At 60.4% G+C, this 16591-nt stretch carries 9 protein-coding genes, 3 other RNA genes and 2 pseudogenes; 11 read left to right on the top strand and 3 right to left on the bottom strand.

Features of this window, described 5'->3' with window-relative positions; genetic code table 11:
• Nucleotides 1-142 precede the first annotated feature (142 nt).
• From cyoA to J5I97_RS05480, 8 genes and pseudogenes are all read left to right on the top strand, one after another.
• A complete protein-coding gene (gene cyoA, locus J5I97_RS05445) occupies nt 143-1096 on the top strand; it encodes a ubiquinol oxidase subunit II (RefSeq protein ID WP_208591571.1) in 954 nt (317 codons plus the stop codon).
• Nucleotides 1096-3096 (top strand): cytochrome o ubiquinol oxidase subunit I, encoded by a 2001-nt coding sequence (cyoB, locus tag J5I97_RS05450; RefSeq protein ID WP_208589830.1) that lies wholly within the window; start codon nt 1096-1098, stop codon nt 3094-3096. The genes cyoA and cyoB overlap by 1 nt, the downstream gene beginning before the upstream one ends.
• Nucleotides 3093-3725, top strand: coding sequence for a cytochrome o ubiquinol oxidase subunit III (cyoC, locus tag J5I97_RS05455; protein WP_208589831.1), 633 nt, complete (start codon nt 3093-3095; stop codon nt 3723-3725). The genes cyoB and cyoC overlap by 4 nt, the downstream gene beginning before the upstream one ends.
• On the top strand, nt 3725-4060 hold the full coding sequence (gene cyoD, locus J5I97_RS05460) for a cytochrome o ubiquinol oxidase subunit IV (protein WP_208589833.1): 336 nt from the start codon (nt 3725-3727) through the stop codon (nt 4058-4060). The genes cyoC and cyoD overlap by 1 nt, the downstream gene beginning before the upstream one ends.
• A gap of 77 nt (nt 4061-4137) precedes the next feature.
• Nucleotides 4138-4214, top strand: a non-coding RNA gene (locus tag J5I97_RS05465) — sX9 sRNA.
• Between the two features lie 158 nt (nt 4215-4372).
• Nucleotides 4373-6253 (top strand): M61 family metallopeptidase, encoded by a 1881-nt coding sequence (locus J5I97_RS05470; protein WP_208589835.1) that lies wholly within the window; start codon nt 4373-4375, stop codon nt 6251-6253.
• A gap of 312 nt (nt 6254-6565) precedes the next feature.
• Nucleotides 6566-7957, top strand: coding sequence for a DNA repair protein RadA (radA, locus tag J5I97_RS05475; RefSeq protein ID WP_208589842.1), 1392 nt, complete (start codon nt 6566-6568; stop codon nt 7955-7957).
• A 361-nt stretch (nt 7958-8318) separates the two neighbouring features.
• Nucleotides 8319-8649: pseudogene (locus J5I97_RS05480) on the top strand (DUF805 domain-containing protein).
• A 106-nt stretch (nt 8650-8755) separates the two neighbouring features.
• Here J5I97_RS05480 and J5I97_RS05485 read toward each other — a convergent pair.
• From J5I97_RS05485 to J5I97_RS05495, 3 genes are all read right to left on the bottom strand, one after another.
• Nucleotides 8756-8831, bottom strand: a non-coding RNA gene (locus J5I97_RS05485) — sX9 sRNA.
• 69 nt (nt 8832-8900) lie between these two features.
• Nucleotides 8901-8976: non-coding RNA, sX9 sRNA (locus J5I97_RS05490), on the bottom strand.
• A 344-nt stretch (nt 8977-9320) separates the two neighbouring features.
• On the bottom strand, nt 9321-10106 hold the full coding sequence (locus J5I97_RS05495; RefSeq protein ID WP_208591573.1) for a response regulator transcription factor: 786 nt from the start codon (nt 10104-10106) through the stop codon (nt 9321-9323).
• A gap of 1072 nt (nt 10107-11178) precedes the next feature.
• Here J5I97_RS05495 and J5I97_RS05500 point away from each other — a divergent pair.
• The 3 genes and pseudogenes from J5I97_RS05500 (at nt 11179) to J5I97_RS05510 (ending at nt 16530) form a co-directional block, all read left to right on the top strand.
• Nucleotides 11179-12534, top strand: coding sequence for a helix-turn-helix transcriptional regulator (locus tag J5I97_RS05500; RefSeq protein ID WP_208591575.1), 1356 nt, complete (start codon nt 11179-11181; stop codon nt 12532-12534).
• Nucleotides 12535-12746: 212 nt separating this feature from the next.
• A pseudogene (locus J5I97_RS05505) lies at nt 12747-13834 on the top strand (ATP-binding protein); the annotation flags it as partial.
• 332 nt (nt 13835-14166) lie between these two features.
• A complete protein-coding gene (locus J5I97_RS05510) occupies nt 14167-16530 on the top strand; it encodes a TonB-dependent receptor (protein WP_208589850.1) in 2364 nt (787 codons plus the stop codon).
• The last annotated feature ends 61 nt before the right edge of the window (nt 16531-16591 follow it).

The raw sequence follows: 16591 nt of genomic DNA on the forward strand, positions 1-16591 counted from the left end.
GGTGCAGCAAAGTCTAAAATCAAGGAGCTAACTCGTGATCTTGTGTCTGCGTGGCCGCCTTCCTCCAAAAAGTGCGCCGTCAGGACGAGTCCACATGGATACGATGAACGAGGCTGGCGTTCCTTCGCATTTGGATCGACCGATGATTCCGCTGAAATATCTCAGGCGTTTACTTCGTCCAGGCCTGATGCTGCCGTCCCTACTGTTGGCAGGCTGCAACTCGGCCATTCTCAATCCGAAAGGCCAGGTCGGCCACGACGAGAAACAACTGCTGATCACCTCAGTGGTGTTGATGCTGATCGTGGTCATTCCTGTGATCGTGATGGCGATTACGTTCGCGTGGAAATATCGCGCATCGAACACGAAGGCGCGCTACGAACCGGACTGGTCGCACTCCACCGCCATTGAAGTTGTGGTGTGGTCGATCCCTTGCGTGATCATCCTGGTGCTGGCGGTGCTGACCTGGCGCTCCTCACACGCGCTGGACCCGTACCGGCCGCTGGATTCGCACGTCAAGCCCATCAACATCGAAGCGGTGTCGCTGGACTGGAAGTGGATGTTCATCTATCCAGATCAGGGCATTGCGACCGTCAACGAGATCGCGTTCCCGGTGCACACGCCGCTAAACTTCAAGATCACCTCCGATACAGTGATGAACACGTTCTTCATCCCGCAGCTGGGCACCATGATCTACGCGATGGCGGGCATGGAAACCAAGCTGCATCTGATCGCCAATGAGCCGGGCGAATACTTCGGCCTGTCGACCAATTACAGCGGTCACGGCTTTTCGAAGATGAGCTTCAAGGCGCATGCCACCGATCAGGCTGGCTTCGATGCATGGATCGCTCAGGTCAAGGCATCGCCGAAGGCATTGGACGCCACCGAGTACCAGATGCTGGCCGCCAATCGCAACGATAAAGAACAGTATCCGGTTACCTACTACGCGTCGGTGCAGGACGGTATGTTCCGATCGCTGATAGGCAAATACATGAACGGCCCGGGTCACCATCCGGAAGGCCACGGCGAAGAAGGCCACGGCGATCATCGGGCATCGGCTGTAGAGCCGGTTGCCATGTGCACTTCTGGAGAAAAGTGATGCTAGGCAAACTTACGCTCGAGGCGGTTCCTTACCACGAGCCGATCATTATGGCTGCTCTCGGTGGCGCCAGCCTGCTCGGCCTGATCGTCGCGGGCGCCGTCACCAAGTACAAGCTCTGGGGCTATCTGTGGAAGGAGTGGTTCACCTCGGTGGATCACAAGCGCATCGGTGTGATGTACATCATCGTGGCGCTAGTCATGTTGCTGCGCGGCTTCGCCGATGCGGCGATGATGCGCACCCAGCAGGCGATCGCCCACGGCGGCAACGAAGGCATCTTTCCGCCGCATCACTACGATCAGATCTTCACCGCGCACGGCGTGATCATGATCTTCTTCATGGCCATGCCGTTCATGACCGGCCTGTTGAACGTGATCGTGCCGCTGCAGATCGGCGCACGCGATGTGGCGTTCCCGTTCTTGAATTCGCTGAGCTTCTGGCTGTTCGTGGCCGGTGCGGCGTTGATCAACCTCTCGCTGGGCGTCGGTGAATTCGCGCAGACCGGTTGGTTGGCCTATCCGCCATTGTCGGGGCTGGAATACAGTCCAGGTGTCGGTGTGGACTACTACATCTGGGCGTTGCAGGTCTCAGGGTTAGGCACGTTGCTGACCGGCATCAACTTCTTCGTCACGATCATGCGGATGCGCGCACCTGGCATGACCCTGATGCGGATGCCGATCTTCACCTGGACCGCGTTGATCACCAACATCCTGATCATCGCGGCATTCCCGATCCTGACCGTGGCGCTGGCGCTGCTGGGTGCCGACCGTTATCTGGGTACGCACTTCTTCACTAACGACGGTGGCGGCAACGCCATGATGTACGTCAATCTGATCTGGATCTGGGGTCACCCGGAAGTGTATATCCTGATCCTGCCGGCGTTCGGCATCTTCTCCGAGCTGATCGCGACCTATAGCCGCAAGCGTCTGTTTGGCTACACCTCGATGGTGTACGCCACCTCGTGCATCGGCGTTCTGTCGTTCGTGGTGTGGTTGCACCACTTCTTCACCATGGGCTCGGGTGCCAACGTCAATGCCTTCTTCGGCATCACGACGATGATCATCTCGATCCCGACCGGGGTGAAGATCTTCAACTGGCTGTTCACCATGTTCCGCGGTCGCGTGCACATGACAGCGCCGGTGTTGTGGACGATCGGGTTCATCATCACCTTCAGCATCGGCGGCATGACCGGCGTGATGTTGGCGATTCCGGCCGTGGACTTCGTGCTGCACAACAGCCTGTTCCTGATCGCGCATTTCCATAACGTGATCATTGGTGGCGTGGTGTTCGGTTACCTGGCAGGTCTGACCTACTGGTTCCCGAAGGCGTTCGGTTTCAGGCTTAACGAGAAGCTGGGCAAGGCTTCGTTCTGGTGCTGGATCATCGGTTTCTTCGTGGCCTTCATGCCGCTGTACGTGCTCGGTTTCATGGGCATGACCCGCCGCATGAACACCTACAACCATCCAGAGTGGGCACCTTGGCTCATCGTGGCTGCGGTGGGTGCAGCGATCATCGGTACCGGTATCTTCCTTAATCTGGTGCAGATCGCTTACAGCGTCTGGAAGCGTAAGGAGCACGTGGATCACACCGGCGATCCGTGGGATGGCCGCACGCTGGAGTGGGCAACCTCTTCGCCGCCGCCGTTCTACAATTTCGCCGTGCTGCCGCACATCGACGACCGCGATCAGTTCTGGTCCGATAAGCAGAACGGCAAGGGTTGGGTGCGACCGTCCAGGTACGAGCCGATCCATATGCCGCGTAATACCGGTGCAGGTGTCTATATAGGTGCCTTCAGCGTGCTGCTGGGCTTCGGTCTGATCTGGCACATCTGGTGGCTGGCCATCATCGGCCTGGTGGGCATGATCGGCAGCTTCATCGCACGGACGTTCGATGACGACATCGATTACTGGGTGCCGGTCGACGAAGTGGAGCGCATCGAAAACGCACGTTTCGCCCTGCTCGAACGGCAACAGGCGGCGCAGGCCGCGAAGGTGGTATGACCATGGCTTCCTCGACCACGCTTGATCACGCCGCCCACGCGGGCGGCCACGATCACGATCACGAACATCACGATGCCGGTGGCAACACCGTCTTCGGGTTCTGGGTCTATCTGATGAGCGACTGCTTGCTGTTTGCCGGTCTGTTCGCCACTTACGCAGTGCTCTCAGGCGCCACGGTGGATGGACCGACCGCCAAGGAGCTGTTCGATCTGAAGTTCGTGCTGGTGGAAACCTTCCTGCTGTTGTTCAGCAGTTTGAGCTTCGGCGTTGCGATGATCTCGGCGCACAAGCGCAATATGACCGGGCTATATGCCTGGTTAGGCGTCACCGCGCTGCTGGGTATCGGCTTTCTGTGCATGGAAGTCTATGAGTTCAATCACCTGATCCACGAAGGTGCCGGTCCGGGGCGTAGTGCATTCCTGTCGGCCTTCTTCACCCTGGTGGGCACGCATGGATTGCACGTGACTTCCGGCCTGCTGTGGATGGCGGTGCTGGTGATCCAGATCTCCAAGAACGGCCTGACTTCGCGCAACAGCACGCGTCTGGCTTGCCTGAGCCTGTTCTGGCACTTCTTGGACATCATCTGGATCGGTGTGTTCACCGTCGTCTATCTGTTGGGAGCGCTGTAATGGCCAATTGCCACCACACCGAAACCGCTGCCGACGCGCATGCAGGCGGCTTGAAGTCCTATCTGACCGGCTTTGTGATGGCCGTGATACTCACTGCCATCCCATTTGCGATGGTGATGAGTGGAGCGTTCTCCAGGAGCGTTACCGTTATCGTGATCTCTCTGATGGCCGCCGTACAGATGCTGGTGCACATGGTGTATTTCCTGCATATGGATCGCTCGCCCGAGCAGCGTTCCAACGTGCAGGTGGGCCTGTTCTCGCTGCTGATCATCGGCATCGTGATCGTTGGCTCGCTGTGGGTCCTGCACAACATGAACGTCAACATGATGCATTGAGACGGGGCCACGCTAAGAGCGGCTAACAATAACGACTGCGCCGCCGCCAGGCGGACGCGCCGGTGCTCGGAATCGGCATGTACCACGCGTACACTCCGGTTTCCTCCGCGCCGTCCGCACCCAACTGACGACTGCTCGCTATGTTTTGTTAGCCGCTCTAAATCCAAGCATGCTGGATCAAAGAAGGCCGCCAAGTGAATGGCGGCTTTTTTGCGGATGAATCGCCTGCGACATGACCAATGGCATACGGGGAAGCACTGGCGGGCGCTTAGCATCATGGGCTTGCCTGTTCCAGGTCACTGCGGAGTTGCGATGAAAATGCCGACCTTGTTGTCCGTGTCGTTGCTGGCGGCGTTGTCGTTGCCCGCAGCCGCGCACACCGCACCGCCACAAGATGTGCCATTTGAAGGCACCTTGAAGATCGATGTCGATGCCACCGATCTGGCGCACCGCATCTTCAAGGTCAAGACCACCATGCCGGCCAAGCCGGGTCCGATGACACTGCTGTATCCACAGTGGATTCCCGGCGATCACTCGCCGACCGGGCCGATCGACAAGCTTGCCGGTCTGGTGATCAAGGTCGATGGCAAGGTGGTGCCATGGACTCGCGATCAGTTCGACGTGTACGCCTTCAAGATCGATGTGTCGCAGGGTGCCACCGAGCTGGTGGCCGAGTTCGAGTTTCTCTCGCCGCAGGCCCACAATCAGGGCCGGGTGATGATGACGCCGGAGATGCTCAACCTGCAGTGGAACACCGCTGCGCTCTATCCGGCCGGTTACTTGGCACGCAACATTAAGGCGCAGGCCAGCGTCACGCTGCCGGCCGGCTGGAGCTATGCCACCGCATTGGAAACCGACCACCGCGTCGGCGACACGGTGACCTTCAAGCCGATCGATTTCGACGACCTAGTCGACTCGCCGATGTTCGCCGGCAAGTACTACAAGCGAGTGGAGCTGAGCACCGCAAAGCAGCCTGTGTACCTCAACGTGTTCGCCGACGAAGCCAAGTCGCTGGAGGCCAAGCCCGAACAGATCAAGGCGCATGCGTCCCTGGTGCAGCAGATGGACAAGCTGTACGGCGCACGCCATTTCGACCATTACGAATTTCTGCTCGCGCTGACCAAGAGGTTGGGTGGCATCGGCCTGGAGCACCACCGTTCCAGCGAAAACAGTGGCCCGCCGAATTACTTCACCGAGTGGGACAAGAGCTGGACCGGGCGCGACCTGCTTGCACACGAGTTCAACCATTCCTGGAACGGCAAATACCGCCGTGGCACCGACCTGTATACGCCGAATTTCAACGTGCCGATGGGCGACAGCCTATTGTGGTTGTATGAAGGCCAGACCCAGTTCTGGGGTGAAGTGATGGCTGCGCGGTCGGGCCTGTGGACGCAGGACCAGGCACGCGAGATTTTGGCAGTCGTCGTTGCGACCTACGAGCGCGGTCGCCCCGGGATGGCCTGGCGCACTGTTCAGGACACTACCAACGACCCGGCTATGTCGATGCGCCGCCCGAAGGCGTATCGCAGCTACCAGATGAGCGAGGATTACTACGCCGGTGGCCAGATGATGTGGCTGGAAGTGGACAGCAAGCTGCGTCAGCTGACCAACAACAAGCGCTCCATCGACGACTTCGGCAAAGCGTTTTTCGGCATGAAGAACGGCGATTGGGGTGTCAATCCGTACACCTTCGACGACATCGTCGCCACGCTCAACGACGTGGCCGCGTACGACTGGGCGAGCCTGCTGCGCAGCCGCATGGGCGGGCACGGCTCCTTGAGCGGCGGCATCGAAGCCAACGGCTGGAAGCTGGTCTACAACGAGGAGCCGAACCTTGCCACCAAGGCCGACGAGAGCGACGACAACGACGCCAGCCTGACCTATTCGCTTGGCGTGTCTTTGAAAGCCTCGGGCGATATCAATGATGTGCTGTGGGACAGCCCGGCGTTCAATGCAGGCCTGATCAATGGCAATACGATCGTCGCAGTCAACGGTCGCGCCTTCAGTGTCGAAGTCATCAAGGACGCAATCAAAGCCGCCGAGGACACCACCACGCCGATCGAATTTCTGGTCAAACGTCTGGATCGCTACGACAACGTGCGCATCGATTACCACGGCGGGCTGTCGTATCCGCATCTAGAGCGTATTGCCGGCAAGCCGGATCGCTTGAGCGAATTGTACAAGGCACGTTGATGGATGATTCCCCCGTTCTTGAGAGGTGAGCGGTGAGTGTGTTGCATGGTCGGTCGTGATCGATCATGCAGCTTCCGATGCGTTGGTTGTCGTAGATAGCGATGTCGACTCATCCAACGAAAGGCATTGCGCTAGCCACGTGTTTCGACGTCGTTGATGTGTCCCACGTAGAGCGCCGTGGTTGAAGTGCACAGCTGCAAGTCATCCAGCAGCGCTGTCAGCCTGGACGAATCCCGGATCCCGCCAGCGTCGCGCATCCTGAGACCAACGGCGGCTATCCTGTCGTTCCAGAATCGATTTGGCTAGATGACGATGGCGAAGGCGAAAACGGCCTATGTCTGCGGCGAGTGCGGCGCCGAGTACAACAAATGGCAGGGCCAATGCACCGAATGCGGTGTATGGAACACGCTCAGCGAAATCGTGCTCGAAAGCGCGACGCCTGGCAGCAAGGCATCGCCAGCGGCATCGCGGCGTAGCGGCTGGGCCGGTAAGGCCGAGGCACCCAAGATCACCGCGCTCAAAGATGTGCAGCAGTCCGAGCAGGCGCGTGTGTCCACAGGCATCGGCGAGTTCGATCGGGTGCTGGGCGGTGGGCTGGTCGAAGGTGCGGTGGTGCTGATCGGTGGCGACCCCGGCATCGGCAAGTCGACGTTGTTGCTGCAGGCGTTGGCAAGCATGGCCGGCACGTTGCCGGTGTTGTACGTCACCGGCGAGGAATCGCTGGCGCAGGTCGCCGGGCGTGCGGTGCGCCTGGATCTGCCATTGGAAGGTTTGAATGCACTGGCCGAAACTGGAATCGAAAACATCCTGCAGCACGCCAGCGTGGCGCGGCCGAAGTTGATCGTGGCCGATTCGGTGCAGACGCTGTGGACCGAATCGCTGACCGCAGCGCCCGGTTCGGTCAGCCAGGTGCGCGAGAGCGCGGCACGGCTTGTGCGCTATGCCAAGGAGACCGGCACTGCCGTGTTTCTGGTCGGCCATGTCACCAAGGAAGGTGGTATCGCCGGCCCGCGCGTGCTCGAGCACATGGTCGATGCGGTGCTGTATTTCGAAGGTGAGAGTGGGAGCCGGTTTCGGTTGTTGCGCGCTTTCAAGAACCGCTTCGGTGCGGTCAACGAGCTGGGCGTATTCGCGATGGGCGAGAAGGGTCTCAAGGAGGTGTCCAACCCGTCGGCGATTTTCCTGTCCGGCGGCAGCACCCAGCAGCCCGGCAGTTGCGTGATGGTCACCCGCGAAGGCACTCGGCCTTTGATGGTGGAGGTACAGGCCTTGGTGGATGCCTCGCCGTTGTCCAATCCGCGTCGGGTTGCGGTGGGGTTGGAGCAGAACCGCCTTGCGATGTTGCTGGCGGTGCTGCATCGCCACGGCGGTATCGTGGTAGGCGATCAGGACGTGTTCGTCAACGTGGTGGGCGGCATCCGCGTGCAGGAAACCGCAGCCGATCTGCCGGTGTTGCTGGCGGTGCTGTCTTCGCTGCGCGACCGCCCGTTGTCCGAGAAGACCATTGCGTTTGGCGAAGTGGGGCTGTCCGGCGAAATCCGTCCGGTACCCAACGGCGAGGACCGCTTGAAGGAAGCCGCGACGCATGGTTTCAAGCGCGCGATCGTGCCTAGAGCCAATGCGCCCAAGACGGCCAGCATCAAGGGAATGGAGATCATCGCAGTGGAGCGGCTGAGTCAGGCGCTGGAAGCGGCGACCGACTGACGCGGATACGTCTGCCGGGCATTGCGACCGGTGCGCTCGGCGGCGTGCACCGCATGTCCGGCAGGGCGCCTCAGCCTGCCTGTGTCCGACAGTTGCATGCATATGCGATCAATCCGGATTCCCAAGCCGGCGCTCGCCTGCAGTATCGTCGAAACGCTACGGCGCATCGCGGCGTATGGGGCGCTCGTATCGGCAGCGGCTGGCCGCTGCCGACTGTTCGTCGCACAGCGCTTGGCGATATGCATTTGGCGGCAAAGAAACTATTTTCACCAGAGTGCGACTATGGCATCATGTGCGGCCCGTTGCGCAGTGCCGCCAGATCACATACACCGCTCACTGCTCATTACCAGAATGAGTCACGATGGAATGCATGCTGCTGCCGATCGAGCGCTGTGCCGACTTCAACGCTCGCTCGCGTCGCGAGGAATATTGGATGTTTGCGCTGATGCAGTTCTTGGTCCTGGCGGTGCTCGGTGGCTTGTTTGCCATCGCTGCAGCAGTGTTGGGCGGCGAAAATGGTCCCGGTCCGGTGGCCCGGGGTTGTTCGCCGTATTGACGATCTTGCTATTGGCATGATCAGCCTGGTGCCTTACGTCGGTTTTATCGTCTTGCTGGTCTTCATGTGCATCGAGGGCACGCCCGGCCCGAACGAATACGGCGAGAATCCGAGCAGTAATCTGCAATACACGTGATTGAAAGACGGCTCAGGGGTTTCCATGTGCCGTTGTCTTTCCGTCGTATCGTTACTACGTTGCGCTAGTGATCGCGGGGCGCGGGCCATCACGTGCGGTTTAGAGTGGCTAACAAAACGTAGCAATCGGTCGCCAGGTGGGTGCGGACGGTGCAGAGCAACCGCAAAGTGCACGTGGTACATGCCGATTTCGAGCACCGGCTGCGCCAGCGTGGCGGTGAGCGCAGTCGTTTTGTTAGCCGCTCTTAGAGCGGCTAACAAAACGTAGCGAGCAGTCGTCAAGTGGGTGCGGACGGCGCGCAGGAACCGGAGTGTACGCGTGGTACATGCCAATTCCGAGCACCGGCCGCGCCCGCCTGGCGGTGAGCGCAGTCGTTTTGTTAGCCGCTCTTAATCTGTTAGCGCACCATTTCAATGACGGCAAAGTGCGGACTTTAGCGGCGTCGCAACATCGAAATGGCGCGCAGCGAATGCACTTGGCGATGTGCAATGCATCTATGGAAGCTTTGAACAACTCCTCCATGGGCCTTCGATCAACAACCAAGGCGATTGCTGCTATGCGTAAGTGCTTAATTTTCAGTATGAACAATCGCCGCGTTTGAGCAATATTCCAAGTTCACTCGCTACGCCGTGAGTTGTTCAAAAGTTCCCTGGAGCCAGATCAACGCTCGCTCAGCAAGCCGCCGCGCGATGCGCCGGGCTGGAACTGACGGCCTTGATCATCGTCACTGCATCCTTGTCGTGCGCGGACAGTTCCAGCTTGTAGCCGTGCGAATACACAGTTCTGATGCGCACCGCTCCGCTGTGATTGCATAGCTGCAATTTCTTGCGCAGCTTGTAGATGTGCTGCTCCATGGTGCGGTCTGTGAACTCGGTGTGACTACCCCATACTGCCTTGGCCAGTTGGCAGCGGCGAAAGCACACGCCGGGGCTGGAAAACAGCAGCCATGCAATCGAGAACTCACGCGCAGTCAGGACGATCGGCTTGCCGTGCAGATACACGGTGTTTTCGTCACGTATCAACTGGTACGGACCAAGGCTGAGATGCTGTGTTTCCGGGCAAGCCTGCGCCACCGGCGAAATCGCCAAGGCTGCGCGCACATGCAGTTCGTGCGAATTGAATGGCAGCGCGAGCACGTCCTGCGCGCCTGCGCGATACCAAGCCAGAATGTCGTTGGCGCAATCGAAACGTCCCAGCACGATCAGCGGCGTGGGATGACCACTATGGCAGTGCTGCCAAGCCAGCACAGAGCTGTCGTCGGATGCAACACAGGTCGCATCGAAGATCAGCAGCTCGCAAGCCGAATGCCGCAGCGAGCGCAGGAGCTCAAGTTCATCGGAGAACACCGAAAAACTCGGTGGAAGCGGTGCAAGGCTGGCGTTGACCTGCGATGCCAGACGCGCGTCCTGCGTCAACAGGAAAGCAGATCCGTGCTGGTTGGGCGGATTGCCGTACATCAGCCGGCCTTCCCATGACGGCATACACACCAGTCGTAGGTCGGATGCCTATGACCGGCGACCGGTGCCAATACAAAACCTATATGTAGAGATAAGTGCATTGCCAGACCTTTCGGCTGCCGGGGGGGGGGGTGACCATTATCATGACGAATGGTATGTACCATTGCAGAGCCAGAAAGTTGCATCGTTGCGCACGTTTCTTCGGATTTGCGTAGGTTGGCTTTAACCTGCGCTCATCTAGGCGTAACAGAGCTCTTACAGTTCAAGCATGCATGTCTGTGACAGCAGCATAGGGACTGCCACGGGCACACACGGCCCTGATGACCCAGGGAAGCTCTGAACAACTCATGACGTGGCGAGTGAACTTGGAATGTTGCTCAAACGCAACGATCTTCCATTCTGAAAATCAAGCACTTAGGCATATCGGCGATTGCCTCAATTGTTGCTCGAAAGCGCATGGAAGAGTTGTTCAAAGCTTTCCTTGTGCTACATCGTTACGCGCACGGAGCCAATGGGTAGAGAGGTCTAGACCAATCTATTGCGATTCATGTCTGTATGGATCGCGCTTGGAATATGTCGATCAGAATGAACGGCGCGCTATGCCTGCGATTACAGGGCTGAAGAAATGGGGGTAGCTCTCATGACGTTCAGGCAGTCAGTCCCATGACAGAGGTCGACAACGGTCAATGTGCGGGGAAGCTGCGCGTTCGCAGACGTTGCCCGATTGCACCAGTGCTTTTGCGGAAATCGCTTAGATCAATACTCAATCGAATGGCGTGGTGTGTCCTGCGCATGACAACGCCGACGGTATGCAAAAACTTCCCTCGATGCACGCAACGTACGATGCGCACGTTTGAGGGCAGAGTGAGATTTTTTGATTTTCTCAGTGTCTTAAAGTGAGAAATTCCATTGGATCGGCTGCATACAATCATTCACGCCAGCCAGAACGGCGTTTGTTGTCTTTTGCTCCGCCCCTCATTAAAGAGAGAGACCTGGCATGATCCTTTCCACCTACTTCGCAGCGATCTCTGCGTTGTCGTACGCAGAACATCTCCCTATCTATACGAGCAGGATGTTGGTTGGTGCTTGGCCTCAAGGACTGCAGCATCTCCAACAGCGTCGAGACGGGCAGGGCGCCTCGGATGCCGCTGACGACGGGGTCAGCCTGTTCGGCGCAAGCGGCGATGCGCTGCTGATCCTGGAGTATCAAGAAGAGGCTGAAGATGCATACCGGCATGCCTTGAAGGCGATGCGCGGGCATCAGCGGCAATTGCGTTTGCTGTCGTGCCGTAATACCGCTTGGTTGATGCTGAGTCAGCGGCGGCTGAGCGCCGCGTTGAACTGCTTTGCGCAGTTGGCAATGGATCGCGAGACGCCGCCCACCCTCTGCGGCGAAAGTCTGTTGGGCAAGGCGCTGACTCACTTCCACCTGGGCCAGAGCACGCTCGCGTTGCAGACCTTGGAGCGTGCCAACGAAGTGCTGGCCGAATTGGAGAGCGGTGCCGCCGACTGGCTGCGGATCGCTACGGCGCTGCGCCTGGACATGATTGCGCAGCTGCGCATCCGCCGCACTGACCGCATGAGCGACCACGTGTTCTGGCAGGCCACGCTGCGCCAGGAAGATACAGCGCATGCGTTTGAGCCCAACGAGCTGCGCGCCTGTATCGCCGATCTGGCTGAGAGCATGCCGGTGGTTGCACAGCGCATGCGGCACGTGCGCAATCTGCTGCGGATTGCCGGCGGCGATACCTTCGGCTTCGATGCGCAGATCGATGCGCTGCCGGCCGCGGCGACCGGCTGCCCGCCGTGCGCCCGACAGGACGCGCAGGTGGAACTGGCGCTCGCCGCGTTGGCGGTGGGACGTGCCGATCTGGCCGAGCGCGCCCTGGCCGGTGCCGGCCGGCATCATGCGCCGCGCTGGAATCTGGAATTCGAGTATTGCCAGGCCAAGATCAGCCAAGCGATGGGGCGTACCGAACAGGCGCTGTTGCTCTACAACCGTTATGCGCTGGGCGCCGTGCAGTGTCTGCGCAGCGAGGTGCAGGCGCCGCGCCTGCTGGAAAGTGGCACTCCGGCGCATGTCAGCGACGACATTTCTGCACGGTTGCCGGCCAAGTACCGGCGTGCTTACAGCTACATGATCACTAACGCGCACCGCTCGGATCTGTCGATCAATGAAGTGGCCGCGCAGATCGGGGTCACCGGGCGCGCGCTGCAGCAGGCGTTCAAGTCCGCTACCGGGCTGTCGCCGACCCAGGTGCTGCGCCGTTACCGGATGCAGAGCATCCGCGACGAGCTGCTGGCCGAAGGCGGCTGCGGCAGCGTGTTGCAGGCGGCCAGCCGTTGGGGCGTCGGGAGCCGCTCGGCGCTGGCCAAGGGTTACCGCCAACACTTTAACGAGGCGCCGATGGAAACCTTGCAGCGCTAGCCGTTTCGCGCCACGGCCCCGCAGTGACGTCGTCGTGGCGTATCGTTGTTCAGTGAAGTGACTCAGTCGTCGGCTTCCTCCAGCGCAGGGCAGGATTCCAAGAGTGCGAGGTGCGTGCGAGGTGGCTTGCGGCTATCCTCTTCTGCCCGCACTGCCGCGCGGAAGGCGCGTTCCGAAGATCGGCATGGCCGCCGAGGAAACGACGACCGATCATGCAAGAGCATATCCCCTGGGACGCGGATGCTTCGCAGGTCCGCCGCGCAGGCGTCGTCTGAATGGATTGATGTCCGCCCTCAGTAAACATCCGTAACCCACACCGGTGGTCGCGTTGCGCGAGTTGGTGCAGAACACGCACGACTCGATCCTGCGTCTCCGCATGGAGCAACCAGATTGGCAGGGCGAATCGCGCATCCAAGTGCACGCCGATTCCGTCCAGGGCATCGTGCGGATCATCGACACCGGCGCCGGGCTGACCCAGCAGGAAATCCACAATTACCTGGCGACCGTGGACGCGGGCCTACCCCCGTGGGCTGCGTCAGCGCGAGCACGAAGACAGTGGCCTCATCGGCATGTTCGGGCTGGGGTTTTTTCTGCCTTTGTGCTGGCGTGGCAGGTGACGGTGCGTACCAGGTCGTGCCAGACGCCCGCGCCGGGCCTGCTACATCTCCAGCAATGCCGAGCACTACACGGTCAGCCCGATCCCGGCGCGTGCCCAGATGGGCACCGAAGTGGTACTGGAACACTGCACAACGGTTAGCTGTCGTTGGCGCAGGAAGGGCGGCTGCGCGAGATTCTGTCGCGCTACTGCGCGAGCCGATCTGGATCGGCGCCGACGCGCAGCCGATCAACCCCGTGCCTCCGCCGTGGCGCATGCACGATACGGTGCCATTGCACCCGCTGCAGGCGCGGCATGGCATGGCGTGGCGCGGCGCGGCAGCGCGAGTCCGCCGTGCGTTTCGAGCGCAACTTCGAACCGCTGTGCTGCATGCCTTGTCCGAAGCCCTGGTGCAGGGTCTGGCGGATGTCTCACGTCAGCAGCCCGAGGCATGGCGATGCATTCTGCTGCGCCATAACGAGGCGTTGCCGGGCGCTGTGCTGTGCGATGAGCGTTTGTTCGTGTTGCTGACGAAACACGTGCGGGTGCCGACCTCGCAGGGCGATCTTCCGGCGCAGCAGTTGCCGGCGCGTGGTGCGGTGCATGTGATCGCTGGATAGCGACAGCGGTTTCGAACCAATGCTGTTCCGCGCGATGGGCGTGCCGGTGGCCTACGGAAAGCGCTATGCGGTGGTGCCGTTCCTAATGCCGTTGGCCAACAGCTCAGTGCGACCGGCACGCCCACTATCCATCCAAGTCGTTTCAAGAGAGTTCCCTATGGTCACGGCCTGGCGCAGCACCAGCGGGGACAGCACATCGCGACACGTTGGCATGACGTGTTGCCATGCCAACGGTGCGTCGCGGCATGGCTGTGCGCACTCTGGCGAATTTGCGGGCCGGCGCGTCTGCCACCGCGCTGCAACATTGCGGACATATCGTGCGCGCGAGGTCACGCTGCGCCGACCGACAGCATGCCTATGCCGAACGGATTCGACCTCGCGTCATCACCTCGCATCACCACCCAAGGATCAACCTGTATGTCGTTGTACTTGCCTGCCTCTCCATCGCTGATGTCAACCACGCAGGTCATTCGCCGGCGCACTGCGCCGCTGCGCACGCCGCTCGCACACGCCTGTGCCTGCCTGTTGCTTGCCTCGATGGCTGCAACGGCATCTGCGCAGCAAGCGCCGACGACTCAGGGCGAGGGCAGCCCGATCGCGCTGGATACCGTCACTGTCACCGCCGAACATCGCGAGCAAAACCTGCAGGACGTGCCGGTCTCGGTGGGTGTGGTGCAGGGCGCTGCGATGCGCAAATACACCGCTGGCGGCGACGACACACTGCTGGCCCTATCCGGTCGCGTGCCGGGCTTTTACGCCGAGACCACCACCGGGCGAATCTTCCCGCGCTTTTATATCCGTGGCCTGGGCAATATCGACTTCTATCTCGGTGCCTCGCAGCCGGTATCCATCATCCAGGACGATGTGGTGCTGGAACACGTGGTGCTCAAGTCCAACCCGGTTTACGACGTGGATCAGGTCGAAGTGTTGCGTGGCCCGCAGGGCACCTTGTTCGGCCGCAACACCACTGCGGGCATCGTCAAGTTCGACACCGTCAAGCCCAGCGACACCTACACCGGTCGCGTCGATGCCAGCTACGGCAACGACAACACGGTGTCGTTGGATGGTGGCTTCGGTGGCCCGATCAACGAGGTGCTGTCGTTGCGTGTGTCGGCTTTGTATCAGCATCGCGACGACTGGGTGGACAACACCTTCGCCGGCACCAGTGCCGATGGCACGCAGACCCCGCGCAAAAATGCGATGGGCGGTTACAACGACCGTAATGCGCGCCTGCAGGTACTGTTGAAGCCCAACGATGCGTTCTCGCTGCTGGGCTCGGTGCATACGCGCGATTACGATGGCACCTCCACCTTGTTCCTGCGCAATGCGGTGACGCGCGGCAGCGACAAGGTCGACGTACCGCGCGACCGCGTGGCCTACGATGAGGCGCACGACAACCCGCAGGCGTATCAGACCGACGGCGGTTCGATCAAGGCGATCTACGACTTCGGCGGCGTGTCGCTGACCTCCATCACCGCCTACGAAACCACCTCCGGCTACAGCCGTGGCGATACCGATGGCGGCGCGGCGGCCAATGCCCCGGTCAATGGTGTGCCGAATGGCTTTGGCCAGTCGATGGGCCAGATCCGCGACCTGGATCAGTACACGCAGGAACTGCGCCTGACCAGCGAAGGCGACGACGCACTGCAATGGCAGGTGGGCGCATTCTACTTCGATGGCCGCGACACCACCGATTTCTATCAGCGTGCGTATTTCCTGCAGACCGCCGGGCGCAATCCGAACAACTGGGTGCGCCTGCGCAATACCAATACTTCGTGGGCCGGCTTCGGCCAGCTCAGCTACAAGGCCACCGACGCGCTCACCTTGACCGCCGGCATCCGCCAGACCAAGGACACCAAGGAAACCCGTCTGCTCAAGACCGCCGACACCGCCGCTGGTGCGGTGACCTATCGCGGACGCCGCGACGTGCGCATGTCCGACACCCAGCCCAGTTGGGATCTCAGCGCGATGTACGAAATCAATCCCGAGCTGAGCATGTATGCACGCCTGGCGCGTGGCTTTCGCGGCCCGACCATCCAGGGCCGCAGCGCGGTATTCAATTCGGATTTCACCACCGCCAATTCGGAAACCATCCTGTCATGGGAGGCCGGTATCAAGAGCAGCCTGTTCGACAATCGCCTGCGCCTGAATGTCAGTGGCTTCACCTACACGGTCGATGACATCCAGCTCAACGGCAACGATTCGGATGGCAACGGCGTACTGTTCAATGCCGACAAGGCCAAGGCCTACGGCATGGAGGCCGATCTGGATTGGCGCCCTATCTCCAATCTGTCGCTGACCGCCGGCCTCAGCCTTTTGCACAGCCAAATCCATGACGATCGCGTCTATGCGCAGGCCTGCTCGCTCAATGGCGTGGTGGTGTGCACGGTCAACGACCCCACCATCCGCGTCGGTGCCAACACCTTTGCGCAGATTGACGGCAACCCACTGCCCAACGCACCCAAGTACAACCTCAATCTGGCGGTGCGTTATGACATCCCGCTGGGTAACGACGGTGCGTTCTTCGTTTCTACCGATTGGAACAAGCAGGGCGAAACCAGCTTCGTGCTGTACGACTCCACCGAGTTCCGCGCAAACGGCAATTTCGAATGTGGCTTCAAACTCGGTTACACCGGCGGCTATGGTGCGTGGGAAGTGGCGGCATTCGCACGCAACATCACCAACCAGAAGAACGTCAAGGGTGTGATCGAAAACTACATGGCGGCGGTCTACAACGAACCGCGCGTTATCGGCGTGTCGGTCAACGTCAACTGGCAGTAAGCGGCTGCATTACTGCAGCATGTGCGTCGTAGCGATGGTCGCATGGTCGGTCTGAGCCAGG

Source organism: Xanthomonas fragariae, from assembly GCF_017603965.1.
GTDB lineage: Bacteria > Pseudomonadota > Gammaproteobacteria > Xanthomonadales > Xanthomonadaceae > Xanthomonas > Xanthomonas fragariae_A.